This window comes from Exiguobacterium sp. s138 (assembly GCF_018618775.1).
In the GTDB taxonomy this organism is placed as follows: Bacteria; Bacillota; Bacilli; order Exiguobacteriales; family Exiguobacteriaceae; genus Exiguobacterium_A; species Exiguobacterium_A artemiae.
Map to the genome: position 1 here is coordinate 1 of NZ_JACSMW010000006.1, position 15,748 is coordinate 15,748.

At 51.4% G+C, this 15,748-nt stretch carries 15 protein-coding genes, 1 rRNA gene and 1 riboswitch; all 16 genes read left to right on the forward strand.

The genetic code is table 11. The features are described from left to right. Positions 1-89: ribosomal RNA gene (gene rrf / locus KNP91_RS12190) — 5S ribosomal RNA — on the forward strand; the annotation flags it as partial. Positions 90-187: 98 nt separating this feature from the next. After that, complete coding sequence (locus KNP91_RS12195) at positions 188-394, forward strand: NETI motif-containing protein (protein WP_214766541.1); 207 nt, start codon at positions 188-190, stop codon at positions 392-394. Between the two features lie 223 nt (positions 395-617). Further along, positions 618-719: riboswitch (purine riboswitch) on the forward strand. Positions 720-808: 89 nt separating this feature from the next. Continuing rightward, on the forward strand, positions 809-1,300 hold the full coding sequence (purE, locus tag KNP91_RS12200; RefSeq protein WP_012369353.1) for a 5-(carboxyamino)imidazole ribonucleotide mutase: 492 nt from the start codon (positions 809-811) through the stop codon (positions 1,298-1,300). After that, positions 1,297-2,400, forward strand: a complete 1,104-nt coding sequence (purK, locus tag KNP91_RS12205) for a 5-(carboxyamino)imidazole ribonucleotide synthase (RefSeq protein WP_214850261.1) — start codon at positions 1,297-1,299, stop codon at positions 2,398-2,400. The genes purE and purK overlap by 4 nt, the downstream gene beginning before the upstream one ends. Next, positions 2,397-3,692, forward strand: coding sequence for an adenylosuccinate lyase (purB, locus tag KNP91_RS12210; RefSeq protein ID WP_214850262.1), 1,296 nt, complete (start codon positions 2,397-2,399; stop codon positions 3,690-3,692). The genes purK and purB overlap by 4 nt, the downstream gene beginning before the upstream one ends. 60 nt (positions 3,693-3,752) lie before the next feature. After that, on the forward strand, positions 3,753-4,460 hold the full coding sequence (purC, locus tag KNP91_RS12215; protein WP_214766545.1) for a phosphoribosylaminoimidazolesuccinocarboxamide synthase: 708 nt from the start codon (positions 3,753-3,755) through the stop codon (positions 4,458-4,460). Continuing rightward, positions 4,457-4,705: a phosphoribosylformylglycinamidine synthase subunit PurS gene (gene purS / locus KNP91_RS12220; protein ID WP_214766547.1), complete on the forward strand. Its 249-nt coding sequence runs from the start codon at positions 4,457-4,459 to the stop codon at positions 4,703-4,705. The genes purC and purS overlap by 4 nt, the downstream gene beginning before the upstream one ends. Continuing rightward, the gene (gene purQ / locus KNP91_RS12225; RefSeq protein WP_214766549.1) at positions 4,702-5,385 is read left to right on the forward strand and encodes a phosphoribosylformylglycinamidine synthase subunit PurQ; all 684 of its coding nucleotides are present in this window, start codon (positions 4,702-4,704) and stop codon (positions 5,383-5,385) included. The genes purS and purQ overlap by 4 nt, the downstream gene beginning before the upstream one ends. Continuing rightward, positions 5,366-7,585, forward strand: a complete 2,220-nt coding sequence (gene purL, locus KNP91_RS12230) for a phosphoribosylformylglycinamidine synthase subunit PurL (protein WP_214850264.1) — start codon at positions 5,366-5,368, stop codon at positions 7,583-7,585. The genes purQ and purL overlap by 20 nt, the downstream gene beginning before the upstream one ends. Continuing rightward, the gene (gene purF, locus KNP91_RS12235; RefSeq protein ID WP_012369360.1) at positions 7,561-8,970 is read left to right on the forward strand and encodes an amidophosphoribosyltransferase; all 1,410 of its coding nucleotides are present in this window, start codon (positions 7,561-7,563) and stop codon (positions 8,968-8,970) included. The genes purL and purF overlap by 25 nt, the downstream gene beginning before the upstream one ends. A 19-nt stretch (positions 8,971-8,989) precedes the next feature. Continuing rightward, the gene (gene purM, locus KNP91_RS12240; protein ID WP_012369361.1) at positions 8,990-10,024 is read left to right on the forward strand and encodes a phosphoribosylformylglycinamidine cyclo-ligase; all 1,035 of its coding nucleotides are present in this window, start codon (positions 8,990-8,992) and stop codon (positions 10,022-10,024) included. Then, positions 10,021-10,596 carry a phosphoribosylglycinamide formyltransferase gene (gene purN / locus KNP91_RS12245; RefSeq protein ID WP_214850266.1) on the forward strand — a complete coding sequence of 192 codons (576 nt, stop codon included), beginning with the start codon at positions 10,021-10,023 and terminating at the stop codon, positions 10,594-10,596. The genes purM and purN overlap by 4 nt, the downstream gene beginning before the upstream one ends. Then, positions 10,593-12,113 (forward strand): bifunctional phosphoribosylaminoimidazolecarboxamide formyltransferase/IMP cyclohydrolase, encoded by a 1,521-nt coding sequence (gene purH, locus KNP91_RS12250; RefSeq protein WP_214850269.1) that lies wholly within the window; start codon positions 10,593-10,595, stop codon positions 12,111-12,113. Before purN ends, purH begins: the two co-directional genes overlap by 4 nt. A gap of 15 nt (positions 12,114-12,128) precedes the next feature. After that, a complete protein-coding gene (gene purD, locus KNP91_RS12255; protein WP_214850273.1) occupies positions 12,129-13,385 on the forward strand; it encodes a phosphoribosylamine--glycine ligase in 1,257 nt (418 codons plus the stop codon). A 218-nt stretch (positions 13,386-13,603) separates the two neighbouring features. Further along, a complete protein-coding gene (locus KNP91_RS12260; protein ID WP_214850276.1) occupies positions 13,604-15,343 on the forward strand; it encodes an adenine deaminase C-terminal domain-containing protein in 1,740 nt (579 codons plus the stop codon). Positions 15,344-15,410: 67 nt separating this feature from the next. Next, a complete protein-coding gene (locus tag KNP91_RS12265; RefSeq protein ID WP_012369366.1) occupies positions 15,411-15,725 on the forward strand; it encodes a YerC/YecD family TrpR-related protein in 315 nt (104 codons plus the stop codon). The last annotated feature ends 23 nt before the right edge of the window (positions 15,726-15,748 follow it).

Genomic DNA, 15,748 nt, shown 5'->3' on the forward strand with positions numbered 1-15,748 from the left:
CCCGTTCCCATGCCGAACACGGAAGTTAAGCACTTGAACGCCGAAAGTAGTTGGGGGCTTCCCCCTGTGAGGATAGGACGTTGCCAGGCAAACGGTGGTTCTGGAGCATACGCTCAAGGGCCGCCGCTTTTTTATGGACTTTTTTTTGGTTTTTTCATATATATAATAAGGAAGGAATGTGATACTCATGGCAAAAAAACAAAAAATGCGCGTTGCCGTAGAAGAAAATGAAACGATCAGTGATTGTTTGGATCGGATCGATGCCATGGGTTATCGTCCGACCGTCCGGCGGGAAGAACCGATTTTTGGACTGGATGCGAATGATGAACCGTATCCCATCCGTCAGCAAATCATCTTTGACTGTAAACCGAAACTCGAAGCTGAAAATGCCTGAATCGTGATAACTTCTTATACATACGACTCTTTCATAAACGAAAGGGTCGTATTTTTTTGTCGTTTTCTTATTAATAATGTTGACTGCTTTCAAATTTCCGAATACTGAACTAAATGAACAGAACAATTTAAGCTTAAAAGCGAACGATAAATTTTCAGATAATTAAATTGTTCGCCTTTGGTTGACGAACCGACTCGAGTCTTGTTAAGATGAAGGCGTGATAGGAAGATTGAATATAACACCTCGTATAATAGCAGGGATATGGCTTGCAAGTTTCTACCCGACGACCCTAAATCGTTGGACTATGGGGTATATGGATGTTCGTCGATAATTCTTTGGCGTACCTTTTTATACCCTAAGCCACCCTTTTAGACGTGGTTTGGGCTTTTTTTATGCAAAAAGGAGGAGACGCAGATGAGTAAGGTGGAAATCGGGGTCATCATGGGCAGTCAATCAGATTGGGTGACCATGCAGAAAACGTGTGATGTACTGGATCAGCTGGACATTGGTTATGAAAAGAAAGTTGTGTCGGCACACCGGACACCTGACTTGATGTTCCGTTATGCCGAGTCTGCCCGGGAACGGGGACTCAAGGTCATCATTGCCGGTGCAGGCGGAGCCGCTCACCTTCCGGGAATGGTAGCTGCGAAGACGACATTACCGGTAATCGGTGTCCCAATTCAAAGCAAAGCACTTCAAGGCATCGATTCCTTACTCTCCATTGTCCAAATGCCCGGTGGTGTTCCAGTCGCGACAGTTGCAATTGGTGACGCCGGAGCCAAAAATGCGGGTTTACTTGCTGCTCAGATTCTTGGAACGGTTGACGAACGGATTGCCCGAGCTCTTGATCATATGCGTGTCGAACTGGAAGGAGACGTCATCGCTTCCGAGGTGTATCTGACATGAAACGGGTTGGTATCTTAGGTGGAGGTCAATTAGGTCGGATGATAGCTTTATCTGCACGCCAAATGGGCTATTCGCTCATCACACTTGATCCAACTGAAAACGCACCGTGTGCGCAAGTAGCGGATCAACAGATTCAAGCACCGTTCACGGATGTCGAGGCCGCAAAGCGACTTGCTGCTGAATCAGACGTCGTGACCTATGAGTTTGAGAATATCTCACACGAAGTAGCGGAAGCAATCGGTTATAAACTGATTCACGGGACAGAGCTTTTGTTTCGGACCCAACACCGGATTCGGGAGAAAGAACTGATTGAACAGCTTGGTTACAAGGTGGCACCGTATCAGGGAGTTCAGACAAGTGAAGATCTCCTTGGAGCCAAACGGCAGTTAGGTTTCCCATTCGTCTTGAAAACAGCCCGCTTTGGTTACGACGGGAAAGGCCAGACGGTCATTCGGACAGAGCTGGATTTACAAACAGCGATGAAGACCTTTGAAGCAACCGAATATGTTGCTGAAAAATGGTTACCGTTTGATCAGGAGATTTCCGTCATCGTCACGCGAAGCGAGCGGGAAACGAAGGTCTTCCCGGTCAGTGAAAATATCCATCAAGACAACATTCTGCATCTGTCAATCGTTCCCGCCCGCATCCCAATCGACTTGGAACAAAAAGCGATTGAACTGGCGACACGTCTCGCAAACGATGTCGATTTGATTGGCACACTGGCAATCGAACTGTTCGTCGTCGGCTCCGAACTGATCGTCAACGAACTGGCGCCGCGCCCGCACAACTCGGGTCATTATTCGATTGATGCGTGCGAGACGTCACAGTTCGAGCAGCATATCCGGGCCATCTGCGGTCTCCCGCTCGGTGATACCCGCTTGACGACACCGGTCGTCATGGCGAACATCCTAGGTCAACATATCACAGCATTATACGAGGAACTACCAACGTTATCTTCACGGACGAAAGTCCATTTATACGGGAAACAGGAAGCAAAACAAGGTCGAAAGATGGGACATTTGAACATCCTAGCTGATTCAGTCGAAGAAGCATTGGCTGAAGTTGCACGCCTGCAGATATGGAAGGAGACGGTTAGATGATCGAACGTTATACACGTCCTGAGATGAAAGCGATCTGGACAGAACAGAATAAATTCGAAGCCTGGTTGAAAGTTGAGATTTTAGCATGTGAAGCCTGGAGTGAACTCGGTGTGATTCCAAAAGAAGACGTCCAGTTGCTCTGGGAAAAAGCTTCGTTTGATGTCAACCGCATCAATGAGATTGAACAGGAGACACGCCACGATGTCATCGCCTTTACCCGCGCTGTTTCCGAGACGCTTGGCGAAGAGCGCAAATGGGTCCATTACGGGCTGACGTCAACGGATGTCGTCGATACGGCATTATCGTACTTGCTGAAACAAGCCAATGATATCTTGGCGGCCGATCTCGATCGTTTCACCGAGATTTTAAAAGTCAAAGCCAACGAACATAAATATACGGTCATGATGGGACGTACACACGGCGTACACGCCGAGCCGACGACGTTTGGTTTGAAGCTGGCGCTTTGGTACGAAGAAATGAAACGTAATAAAGTCCGGTTCGAGGCAGCACGGGAAACAGTCGAATACGGCAAAATGTCAGGAGCGGTCGGAACGTTTGCGAACATCGATCCGTTCATCGAAAAATATGTCTGTGAAAAGCTTGGTACGAAACCGGCACCGGTCTCGACACAAACGCTCCAACGCGATCGTCATGCGCATTACATGTCGACAATTGCCTTAATTGCGACATCGATCGAAAAGATGGCGACGGAAATTCGTGGTCTGCAAAAAACAGAGACGCGGGAAGTCGAAGAATTTTTCGCCAAAGGTCAAAAAGGATCATCGGCGATGCCGCATAAACGCAATCCAATCGGTTCCGAGAACATGACGGGGCTTGCCCGGGTCATCCGCGGCCACATGGTGACAGCGTACGAAAACGTCTCGCTGTGGCACGAACGCGATATTTCGCACTCGTCGGCGGAACGGATCATTTTGCCGGACGCGACGGGATTACTCAACTATATGCTGAACCGCTTCGGTAACATCATCAAAAATCTGACGGTGTTCCCGGAAAACATGAAACGCAACATGGACCGGACATTTGGTGTTATCTTCTCCGGTCACGTCTTACTGGCGTTGATCGAAAAAGGCTGGTCACGTGAAGCAGCCTACGACTTTGTTCAACCACGGGCGATGCAGGCATGGGAAGAACAAATCATGTTCCGTGATGTCTTATGGCAGGAAGCGGATATCCAACAACTCTTTACAGAAGAAGAACTCGATGCTTGTTTTGATCCGACGTATCATACGAGCCGGGTCGATGAAATCTTTGAACGGTGTGGCTTGAACTAATCAACCTGAGACGGGAGCATGGCTCCCGTCTACATCTTAGGATCATGGGGGACGAAATCGATGCAACCACTTTATGAAGGAAAAGCTAAACGATTATACACGACGCAGGATCAGGATGTGCTCCGCATCGTCTACAAAGACGAGGCTACGGCATTTAATGGAGAGAAGAAGGCAGAGTTTGCCGGTAAGGGAGAACTCAACAACCGTTTGACGAGCCACTTTTTTGAGGTTCTCGCAGCGGCCGGAATTCCGACCCACTTCATTGAACGGACATCGGAGCGCGAACAGCTCGTACGTCGTGTCACCATCATTCCACTCGAAGTCGTCGTTCGAAACGTCGTCGCCGGCAGCCTGAGTAAACGGCTCGGTATCGAAGAAGGAACGGTCCTCGAAACACCGATCGTCGAGTTTTATTATAAGGATGACAGCCTAGGCGATCCGCTTGTCACACCGGCACACATCAATTTACTGAAGATTGCGACGACGGAGGAGCTTTCCTTGCTCGAACAGGAAGCGCATCGCGTCAATGATGTCTTACGGCCTTACTTTGATGAAAAAGGAATCACCCTGATTGATTTTAAACTTGAATACGGTAAAACACCGGCAGGAGAAATTTTACTCGCAGACGAAATCTCACCGGATACATGCCGGTTATGGGATAAAGAAACAGGCGAACACCTCGATAAAGATGTCTTTCGCCGTAATATCGGATCACTCATCGACACGTACCAAACACTATTCAATCGCCTAGGGGGAAACGGACAATGAAAAAGGTTACAGTAGCGGTCGCATTACGGGAAAGCATTTTAGATCCACAAGGGGTTGCGGTCAAAGGTGGATTACAACAGCTTGGTTTTGAAGGTGTCGAGGAAGTCCGGATCGGTAAACGAATTGAATTGCTTGTTTCAGATGAGACAACGGACACGATGATTCATGAGATGTGTCAGAAACTGCTCGTCAACACTGTCATGGAAGACTACCGTTTTGATGTAGAAGAGGTGACGACCGTATGAAGTTTGCCGTCATCGTGTTTCCAGGATCGAACTGTGATCTAGATATGTACCATGCTGTGAAAGACGCACTCGGTGAAGAAGCAGAGTATGTCTTCCATACGGAAACGTCACTTGAAGGATATGACGGCGTCTTGTTGCCGGGCGGTTTTTCTTACGGCGACTATCTCCGGTGCGGAGCGATCGCTCAATTCTCACCGATCATGGAGGAAGTCAAACGCTTTGCAGCAGAAGGCAAAACGGTTCTCGGCGTCTGCAACGGCTTCCAGATCCTTGTTGAAGCCGGACTTCTCCCAGGTGTCTTACACCGTAATACGGGACTAAAGTTCATGTGCCGGACGGTTGAACTGAAGGTTGAAAACAATGAGACACGCTTTACATCGGACTATGCGGCACAAGAAACGATTACGATTCCAATCGCACACGGAGAAGGCAACTATTACTGTGACGATGCGACGTATGCGATGTTACAGACGAACCGGCAAATTGCCTTTACGTATACGGATAACCCGAACGGATCACGCGGCGACATTGCCGGTATCACGAACAAAGCCGGGAACGTACTCGGTATGATGCCACACCCGGAACGGGCAGTCGAACTGCTGACCGGCGGAACCGATGGACTTAAGTTATTCACTTCACTCGTCAAACAGGGGGCACACCATGCTAAAACAACAGTCTGAACCAACGATGGAGCAAATTCAGGAACAACGGATCTACGCAACGATGGGACTGAGCGACGCAGAATACGACATGGTCGTCAAGTTACTCGGGCGTCAACCGAACTATACAGAAATCGGATTGTTTTCCGTCATGTGGTCGGAGCATTGTTCGTACAAGACATCGAAGCCAGTCTTACGCCAGTTTCCGACGACAGGTCCACGCGTCCTGCAGGGTCCCGGCGAAGGAGCAGGTGTCGTCGACATCGGGGACAATCAAGCCGTCGTCTTTAAAATCGAGAGTCACAACCACCCGTCAGCCGTCGAACCGTATCAAGGGGCAGCGACTGGTGTCGGTGGGATTATCCGCGATATCTTTTCGATGGGAGCCCGTCCGGTCGCCTTGATGAACTCGCTTCGGTTCGGACACCTCGGCACACCGCGTGTCAATCAACTGTTTGAACAAGTGGTCGCTGGAATTGCCGGATACGGGAACTGTGTCGGCATTCCGACGATCGGGGGAGAAGTCGGCTTTGATCATTCGTATGAGGGCAACCCGCTTGTCAATGCGATGTGTATCGGTTTAATCAACCACGAAGACATTCAGAAAGGTCTTGCCAAAGGAGCCGGCAACTCGGTCATGTACGTCGGAGCCGCAACCGGACGCGACGGGATTCACGGAGCGACCTTTGCTTCAGAAGATCTTGGGGAGGATACGGAAGCAAAACGTCCGGCTGTTCAAGTCGGTGATCCGTTCATGGAGAAGCTGTTAATCGAAGCATGTCTCGAAATCGTCGGTCATCCGGCGCTCGTCGGGATGCAGGATATGGGAGCTGCCGGACTGACATCATCGTCGGCTGAGATGGCTTCAAAAGCCGGTATGGGCATCGAGATGCATCTCGACGACGTCCCGCAACGGGAAACCGACATGACGGCTTACGAAATGATGTTATCGGAATCACAAGAGCGGATGTTGCTCGTCGTCGAACGCGGACGCGAGTCGGAAATCGAAGCAATCGTCAGTAAATGGGGACTGCATGCGGTGCACGTCGGAGAAGTCATCGACGAGAAAGTATTGCGTCTCGTCCATCACGGCAAAATCGTCGCCGAAGTACCGGTTGATGCGCTCGCGGAAGAAGCACCGGTTTATAACAAACCGTCACGCGTTCCGGCTTATTATGAAGAATTTCAGGCAATGGATGAAACGTTACCAGTCGTTGACGATGTGGTCGAGACATGGCGTGCCTTGCTCAAACAACCGACGATTGCTTCCAAACGTTGGGTCTACGATCAATACGATCATATGGTCCAGACGTCGACTGTCGTCGCACCGGGTTCTGATGCCGCCGTCATCCGGGTTCGCGGAACGAACAAAGCACTCGCGATGACGACGGACTGCAACAGCCGGTTCGTTTACCTCGATCCGTTTGTCGGCGGACAGATTGCCGTCGCCGAAGCAGCCCGCAACATCGTTGCGAGCGGTGCGACACCACTGGCCATTACCGATTGTCTGAACTTCGGGAATCCGGATAAACCGGAAGGCTTCTGGCAACTGCAGCAAGCGACGGCCGGAATGGCTGAGGCGTGCCGGGTCCTTGAGACACCGGTCATCGGCGGAAATGTTTCCTTATACAACGAATCTGCCGGAAAAGCAGTTCATCCGACACCGGTCGTCGGGATGGTCGGTCTCCACGAACAAACGGAGTGGATTACGACACAACACGTCAAGCAAGCAGGCGACGCGGTTTACCTGCTCGGAGAAACGAAAGCTGAATTCGGCGGCAGTGAACTGCAATATCTGCAATTCGAAAAATCATTCGGAAAAGTACCGCAGATTGACCTAGCCGTCGAACAAGAACGGTTGCTGGCCTTGCAGGAAGCGGTACAAACGGGACAAGTCACAGCAATCCATGACGTGGCGGAAGGCGGTCTCGCCGTTGCTTTAGCCGAAATGACATTCGGAACGACGCTTGGTCTGGACGTGACATTTGACGGTCCGGCTCTGCACCTGTTCAGTGAATCGCAATCACGGTTCGTCGTGACGGTGAAACCGGAACAGGAAGCCGCCTTCGTCAAACAGACAGGCGCGCATAAATTAGGGTATGTTACCGATCAAGATGCTTTGCAAATCAAGACAAACGATACATTCATCGAAGCGACACGTTCAACACTGCAAGCCGACTGGGAAGGGGCGATCGCGTGTTATATGACATCAAAGGATTAAACGAAGAGTGTGGGGTGTTCGGGATTTTCGGACAACCGGAAGCGGCGCAGCTTGCGTACTACGGACTCCACAGCCTCCAACACCGGGGACAGGAAGGAGCAGGAATCGTCGCGAGTGACGGGAAACTGCTTCTGCCGCACCGGGGACAAGGGCTCGTCACGGAAGTTTTTTCGCAGGAGACGCTTGATTCCTTATCGGGGCACCATGCCATTGGACATGTCCGTTATTCGACAGCCGGGGGAAATACGCTCGAAAATACACAACCGCTCCATTTTAAATCACGGACGGGCGACTTGGCGCTTGCGCACAACGGAAACCTCGTCAATGCTGATTCGTTAAAACATTTACTTGAAGCGGAAGGCGCCATTTTCCAAACGACGAGTGATACGGAAGTCGTCGCGCATCTCGTCAAACGGAGTAAGTTACCGACGCTTGAAGACCGGATTGCCGATAGTCTGGCGCGACTCGTCGGAGCGTTCGCTTTCCTGTTCTTAACGGAAGATACATTGTATGTTGCGGTCGATCCACACGGTCTGCGGCCGTTGTCGCTCGGTAAAACACCGGACGGCGGCATCGTCTTTTCATCCGAGACATGTGCCTTTGACATCGTCGGTGCCGAGTTCATCCGTGATATCGAGCCGGGGGAGCTCGTGACGATTACGACGTCCGGTATGTCATCACGCCAGTATATGGAACCGCATGAACGGGCAATGTGTTCGATGGAATACATCTACTTTTCCCGTCCCGATTCGATGATCGATGGGGTCAATGTTCATACAGCACGAAAAGCACTTGGTAAAAAGATGTTCGAAGAAGCACCGGTCGAGGCCGATGTCGTTACCGGTGTGCCGGATTCAAGCATCTCGGCAGCGATCGGTTACGCGGAAGCAAGCGGCATTCCATATGAAATGGGATTGATTAAAAACCGTTACGTCGGTCGGACGTTTATCCAACCGTCACAGGAACTGCGCGAACGCGGCGTCAAAATGAAGTTATCGGCGCTACGAGGTGTCGTCAACGGCAAACGGGTCATCATGGTTGATGATTCAATCGTTCGCGGGACGACGAGTCGCCGCATTGTCGGACTGTTACGGGAAGCCGGGGCAACGGAAGTTCATGTCCGCATCACGGCACCGCCGATTACGAATCCATGTTATTACGGGATCGATACGTCTTCAAAAGATGAATTGATTTCCGCCCGGTTGACACCAAGTGAAATCTGCCAGGAAATCGGAGCGGATTCACTTGAGTTTCTGACGGTCAATGGAATGGTCAATGCAATCGACCGCCCGTTTGACGGACCATTAAAAGGTCAGTGTACGGCTTGTTTCACAGGCGAATATCCAACACCAATCGGTGCATTAGAACTAGAAGCCAAACTTTGAACAGACGGGGGAACAAAGCATGAGTAAACAATACGAAGCAGCAGGTGTCAGCCTGACAGCAGGATACGAATCCGTTTCCCGCATGAAAAAACACGTGGCCCGCTCGATGCGCAAAGAAGTCATGACGGGACTTGGCAGTTTCGGTGCAATGTTCGACCTCAGCCAATTAAATCTAAAAGAACCGGTTCTCGTCAGCGGGACGGATGGCGTCGGCACGAAGCTGAAGCTTGCCTTCGCCCTCGACCAGCACGATACGATCGGAATCGATTGTGTCGCGATGTGTGTCAATGACATCATCGTCCAAGGGGCGGAGCCGCTCTATTTCCTCGATTACATTGCTCTCGGAAAAGCGATTCCCGCTAAGATCGAGCGGATTGTTGCCGGTGTCGCGGAAGGCTGTGTCCAGTCCGGCTGTACGCTGATCGGCGGGGAAACGGCAGAAATGCCGGGCATGTACGCCGACGGTGAGTACGACATTGCAGGCTTTGCCGTCGGTGCCGTCGAAAAACAAAAATTGATCACAGGAGAACACGTTCAACCGGGAGACGTCATCTTAGGTCTCGCTTCGTCGGGCGTTCACTCGAACGGCTTTTCACTTGTCCGGAAGATCGTCGCCGAAAGTGGTCTGCGATACGAAGATGAGTTGATGATGTTTGGCAGTACGATCGGCAATACGTTGCTGATGCCGACACGGATTTACGTCGAAGCGGTCAAAGCCGCGCTTGAGACAGAAAAAATTCAGGCGATGGTCCACATTACGGGCGGTGGTTTTTACGAAAACGTCCCGCGTGTGCTTCCGGAAGGTTGCGGGGCGACGTTTGATCCGAAAAAATGGCCGACGTTACCGGTCTTCGACTGGCTCGAACAGGCTGGAAACGTTCCGCGTCACGATATGTACAATGTCTTCAACATGGGGATCGGCTACATGATGATCGTCAAACCGGAAGATGTCGCAGCAGTCTCGGCACGACTTGCTCGTGAAAACGAGACCGTCTATACGATTGGGACCGTGACGAGTGAACCGGGTGTCCGGATTCTTGGAGTCGACCAATGAAGATTGCCTGTTTTGCCTCGGGAAGTGGCAGTAATGTCGAAGCTTTATTCGAAGCAGTTGAAACAGGACGTCTGCAGGCTACGATTGAACTCGTCGTCTGTGATCAAAAACAAGCAAAAGTGATTGAACGGGCTCAGGCCCGCGGCTGTGATATCTTCGTCTTCACAGCCAAAGACTACCCGGATAAACCGTCGTTTGAACGGGAAATCGTGGCGGAACTGGAGCGGCGGGGCGTGGAACGGATTATCCTAGCCGGATATATGCGCTTGATCGGAGACGTCCTGCTGTCGCATTATGCTGGACGGATCGTCAACATCCACCCGTCGTTGCTCCCGGCATTTCCAGGAAAAGATGCGATCGGGCAAGCATTTCGTGGCGGAGTCAAAATCACAGGTGTTACAATTCATATAGTCGATGAAGGCATGGATACAGGACCAATCATCGCCCAAGAAGCGGTTCGGATTACAGAGGATATGACACGGGAAACGCTCCAACAAGCGATTCAGCAGGTGGAGCATAGATTGTACCCGCAAGTCATCGAAGAGTGGATCAAAGAGGAGGCAAACGTATGAGAGCGTTAATCAGCGTATCAGACAAAACAGGTATCGTCGAACTCGGACAGGCGATGCATGACGCCGGGATCGAATTGATTTCGACAGGCGGAACACATCAAGCCCTTGAAGCAGCAGGACTTCCGGTCATTGGCATCAGTGAAGTCACACAATTTCCGGAGATGCTCGACGGCCGGGTCAAAACCCTTCATCCGATGGTCCACGGTGGACTGCTCGGACGCCGTGATCTTGAGAGCCACCGCGAACAGATGGCGGAACAACACATCAAGCCGATTGATTTTGTGGTTGTTAATCTCTATCCGTTCAAAGAAACGGTCATGAATGAAGATGTGTCGTATGCCGATGCGATCGAGAACATCGATATCGGCGGACCAAGCATGATCCGTTCGGCTGCCAAAAATCATGCGGCGGTAACTGTCGTCGTGGATCCGGCCGATTATCAGGCGGTCATCGAGGAAATTCATCTGGGCGGAACGACATTCGAAACACGCCAGAAGCTGGCAGCCAAAGCATTCCGTCACACAGCGGCGTATGATGCCTTGATTGCCGATTACTTCCTGACACAGACCGGTGAAAAATTCCCCGATCAGTTGACGATTACGCTCGAAAAAGTCCAGGATTTGCGGTACGGAGAAAACCCGCACCAGGAAGCTGCCTTTTATAAAACACCGATTTACCGCGGGGCATCACTCGCGTCCGCGAAACAGCTCCACGGGAAAGAATTGTCTTATAACAATATCCAGGATGCCAATGCGGCACTGGAGATTCTCGATGAGTTCCGCGAAGCGGCAGCCGTCGTCGTCAAGCACATGAATCCGTGCGGCGTCGCCGTCGGTCCAACGATTGATGAAGCGTTCCGTCGTGCACATGCAGCGGATCCGGTTTCGATTTTCGGCGGAATCGTCGCCTTGAACCGGGAAGTTGATCTCGCGACAGCGGAACAACTAAGCGGTATTTTCCTTGAAATCATCATTGCTCCATCCTTTACGGAAGACGCATTTGCGTTACTGTCGGCGAAGAAAAATCTCCGGTTGCTCGAACTGGACGTTAAACGGGTCCAAGCAATCCGCTATACGGCAGTTGCCGGCGGCATGCTTGTCCAGGACAGTGATGACGAAACACTTGATGATGCATCAGCACGTGTCGTCACCGATCGTAAACCGACGGCCGCTGAATGGGAAGACTTAAAACTCGCTTGGCGTGCGGTTAAACACGTGAAATCCAATGCCATCGTCATCGCGAAAGATGAAGTGACGGTCGGCGTCGGTGCCGGACAGATGAATCGTGTCGGTTCAGCGAATATCGCGATTACGCAAGCCGGTGAGAAAGCAATCGGTGCTGCCATGGGCTCAGATGCGTTCTTCCCGATGGGCGATACGGTCGAAGCAGCAGCAGCGGCCGGTATTACAGCCATCATCCAACCGGGCGGATCGATCCGTGATCAGGAATCCATCGATGCCTGCAACAAACACGGCATCACGATGATCTTTACGAACGTGCGTCATTTCAAACACTAAGCGGAGGCGATCCGAATGAAAGTATTAGTAGTCGGTAAAGGTGGACGCGAGCATGCGCTCGTTTGGAAATTGGCACAGGACGTGCGTATTGAAACCGTGTATGCCGCACCCGGCAACGTCGGGATGACGGAGGCGGTCTGCGTGCCGATCCGGGAAGATGCGATTGAGGAATTGGTTCAGTTCGCACGGGACGAGCAGATTGACTGGACGATTGTCGGACCAGAAGGACCGCTTGTCCTCGGAATCGTCAATGCGTTTCAAGCAGCCGGTTTACAGATTTTTGGACCGTCACGCGAAGCGGCAGCGATTGAGGGCAGTAAACAATTCGCAAAAGCTTTGATGGACCGGGCCGGTATTCCGACGGCAGATCATGCCGTCTTTACATCAGCGGCGGAAGCGATAGCTTACATCCGTCGCCAGGGTGCACCGATCGTCGTCAAAGCCGACGGACTGGCAGCCGGGAAAGGTGTCACTGTGGCGACGACGATTGAACAAGCCGTTCAGGCGATTGATGAAATTTTCGCCGGTGACTTTGGTCAGCAGAGCAGTGTCGTGATTGAAGAATGTCTCGTCGGTGAAGAATGTTCGCTGATGGCTTTCGTGCATGAAGAAACCGTCCTTCCGATGGTCTTGTCGCAAGATCATAAACGGGCTTTCGACGGAGACACCGGTCCGAATACAGGCGGGATGGGGGCATACAGTCCCTTGCCGCAATTTGACGAACAGGCCGTGACGGAAGAAGCGATGCAACGTGTCCTCCGTCCGCTTGTCGAGCAGATGGCAAGCGAAGGGATTCCGTTTACCGGCTTCTTATACGCGGGTCTGATGTTAACGAGCCGCGGACCATCCGTCATTGAGTTCAATGCCCGTTTCGGTGATCCGGAAACGGAAGTGATTTTACCGCGGCTCGAGACGGAGTTGCTCGACGTCATCATGCCATTGATGCAGGGTGACGTTCCGGAAGTCGTCTGGTCGGATGACGCGGTCGTTGGTGTCGTCATCGCGGCGAACGGTTATCCGGAACAACCGGTGACGGGTCAGCCTGTTTCAACAGATACAATCGGGTCAAATCTCCTTGTCTTCCACGCGGGCACGGCCGCAGGGGATGATGATGTGATTCTTTCGGCCGGAGGACGTGTCCTCGTCTGTGTGGCGAAGGCAAAAGACATGAAGCAGGCCGTAGCGAGCGTTTACAGCGGACTTGATTCATTTGACCGGACCGGCTTCTTTTACCGGACGGATATCGCCAAAAAAGCATTTCGCACGACATAATTTCTTACTTTCCATAAGCCGGTTCTGCTCACATCAGTGTGAGAGGACCGGCTTTTTTGACGGGTACGACAAAACGTAACTTGTCTTCCGTGGCAGTTTTGTGTTATTTTGGCGAAATGACTCGAATTGACGACGAATAAGCTTGAAACTTTTCCGGTAACATTTTAGTATAAGAACTATAAGAAAGCGTTTTCAAATATAAAGGAGGTCGAGCTTTCATGAAAAAAAATTGTGGACGGTCCCCATGGACGAAAACAGAAGTCCGCACGCATCAAGCGGTCATCAACGGAAAGCTTGCACCTACACTCGTGATTGAAAATGCGACGTACTTAAATCAAGGACTCAAAACATGGCGGACAGCCAACATCTGGATCAGCGGCGACCGGATTATCTACGTCGGACCGGACATGCCGGAAACGGCGGATGAAGTCTACGATGCGACGGGAAAATTTATCGTCCCCGGCTACATCGAACCGCATGCCCATCCGTTCCAATTGTATAATCCGGCGACACTTGCAAAATTTGCGGCAGAGCGCGGAACGACGACACTCGTCAACGATAATATGCTGCTTTTATTAGAGCCGACGGAGCAAGCGTTTGCGCAGGTCGACGCACTGGCAGACCTTCCAACATCGATGTACTGGTGGGCGCGACTGGATGCTCAAACAGAACTGGATGCCGACAGCATCACGATTGATAACCGACGAATTCAAGCGTGGCTGAAACATCCACAAGTCATCCAAGCCGGTGAATTAACGGGCTGGCCGCGACTGTCGCAAGGTGATGATGAGCTATTGCAATGGATGCAGGACGCGATGAAGCTCGGTAAACCGATTGAAGGACATTTCCCGGGGGCTTCTGCAAAGACGTTAACGAAAATGGCGTTGTTCGGTGTCACGAGTGACCATGAAGCGATGACGGTCGAAGAAGCGCTGATGCGTCTCGAACTCGGCTACACGACAACGATCCGCTATTCCTCGATCCGTCCGGATTTACCGGATATCTTTGCCGGTCTCGTTGAAGCGGGATTACAAAATTACGAGAAGGTACTGGTGACGACAGATGGCTCGACACCATCCTTTTATAAAGCCGGTCTGATGGATGAGACAATCCGTCTGATGCTTGCCGCCGGGATTGCGCCGGAAGAAGCGTACCGGATTGCGTCGTACAACGCAGCGCGTCACTTTAACCTCGATCATCTGCTTGGCAGTATCGCTCCGGGACGCATTGCCCATTTAAACATCCTCGAAGCAAAAGACAAGCCGACACCGGTTGACGTCGTCGCCCGCGGGACCTGGGTCCGCAAAAACGATATCCCGTGTTATCCGGTCGAAGCGCTCGACCGGGCGATCGATTTGATGCCGGCTTCACAAGTCGGTCTTGAGTTGACGGAACAGGACTTTTCGTTCAGCATGCCGGTTGGCCTTGAAATGGTCAATTCGGTCATCATGAAGCTCTATCAGGTCGAACACGATACCAGCATGCAGGTGCTGCCTGCCGGATGCAATGAGTCATTTTTGATGCTCGTTGACCGGGAAGGAAAATGGCGTCTGAATACCGTGCTGAAAAATTTTGCGACCCATGTCGGCGGGCTCGTCAGTTCGTATTCGATCAGCGGCGATATCCTGCTGATCGGAAAATCGAAACGGGATATGCAGATTGCCTTTGATCGGATGAAAGCATTCGGCGGCGGGGTGGTTCTCGTCGAAGACGGCGAAGTGGTGGCAGAAGTTCCTTTGACCTTGATGGGGCAGACGTCCGATTTACCGCTTGAAGATTTGATCGTTCAGGAAACGGCGCTCCGTGAAGCACTGTTCGCCCGTGGCTATCAGTTTGAAGATCCGATTTATACGCTTTTGTTCCTGGCGTCGACCCATTTGCCGTATGTCCGGATTACGCCGCAAGGAATTTACGAAGTCTTACGGAAAAAAGTACTTTTCCCGGCAATTTTGCGATGACGCTTGAAATTTAAAACGTCGCACTTTAAACTGTTAAAGAGTAACAAATGGGAAAGGGAGTTAGACGATGCAACTCGATAAATTGCGTGGAAAAGAACTCGATCAATTATTTACAGCCATCATGAAGATGGATTCATTAGAAGATTGTTATACCCTGTTTGAAGACTTGGCGACGGTCAATGAAATTCAGGCCTTGGCACAACGTCTCGAAGTCGCCCGTCAGTTACGGGAAGGCAATACGTATCATAAAATCGAAAAGGCGACAGGTGCTTCGACAGCCACGATTTCGCGTGTGAAACGGTGCCTGAACTACGGTTCCGGCGGCTACGACTTGGCGCTCGCACGATTAGGTCTCGTAGAGGAGGAAGTAGCGGATAACTAATTGGTTATCCGCTATTTCTGTGA

What these genes read in the sequence shown, in the direction of transcription:
- purS (WP_214766547.1), top strand. Translation starts at nt 4,457, where the DNA reads ATGAAAAAGGTTACAGTAGCGGTCGCATTACGGGAAAGCATTTTAGAT.
- KNP91_RS12260 (WP_214850276.1), top strand. Translation starts at nt 13,604, where the DNA reads ATGAAAAAAAATTGTGGACGGTCCCCATGGACGAAAACAGAAGTCCGC.
- purE (WP_012369353.1), top strand. Translation starts at nt 809, where the DNA reads ATGAGTAAGGTGGAAATCGGGGTCATCATGGGCAGTCAATCAGATTGG.
- purK (WP_214850261.1), top strand. Translation starts at nt 1,297, where the DNA reads ATGAAACGGGTTGGTATCTTAGGTGGAGGTCAATTAGGTCGGATGATA.
- purB (WP_214850262.1), top strand. Translation starts at nt 2,397, where the DNA reads ATGATCGAACGTTATACACGTCCTGAGATGAAAGCGATCTGGACAGAA.
- KNP91_RS12265 (WP_012369366.1), top strand. Translation starts at nt 15,411, where the DNA reads ATGCAACTCGATAAATTGCGTGGAAAAGAACTCGATCAATTATTTACA.
- purH (WP_214850269.1), top strand. Translation starts at nt 10,593, where the DNA reads ATGAGAGCGTTAATCAGCGTATCAGACAAAACAGGTATCGTCGAACTC.
- purN (WP_214850266.1), top strand. Translation starts at nt 10,021, where the DNA reads ATGAAGATTGCCTGTTTTGCCTCGGGAAGTGGCAGTAATGTCGAAGCT.
- KNP91_RS12195 (WP_214766541.1), top strand. Translation starts at nt 188, where the DNA reads ATGGCAAAAAAACAAAAAATGCGCGTTGCCGTAGAAGAAAATGAAACG.
- purQ (WP_214766549.1), top strand. Translation starts at nt 4,702, where the DNA reads ATGAAGTTTGCCGTCATCGTGTTTCCAGGATCGAACTGTGATCTAGAT.
- purD (WP_214850273.1), top strand. Translation starts at nt 12,129, where the DNA reads ATGAAAGTATTAGTAGTCGGTAAAGGTGGACGCGAGCATGCGCTCGTT.
- purL (WP_214850264.1), top strand. Translation starts at nt 5,366, where the DNA reads ATGCTAAAACAACAGTCTGAACCAACGATGGAGCAAATTCAGGAACAA.
- purC (WP_214766545.1), top strand. Translation starts at nt 3,753, where the DNA reads ATGCAACCACTTTATGAAGGAAAAGCTAAACGATTATACACGACGCAG.
- purM (WP_012369361.1), top strand. Translation starts at nt 8,990, where the DNA reads ATGAGTAAACAATACGAAGCAGCAGGTGTCAGCCTGACAGCAGGATAC.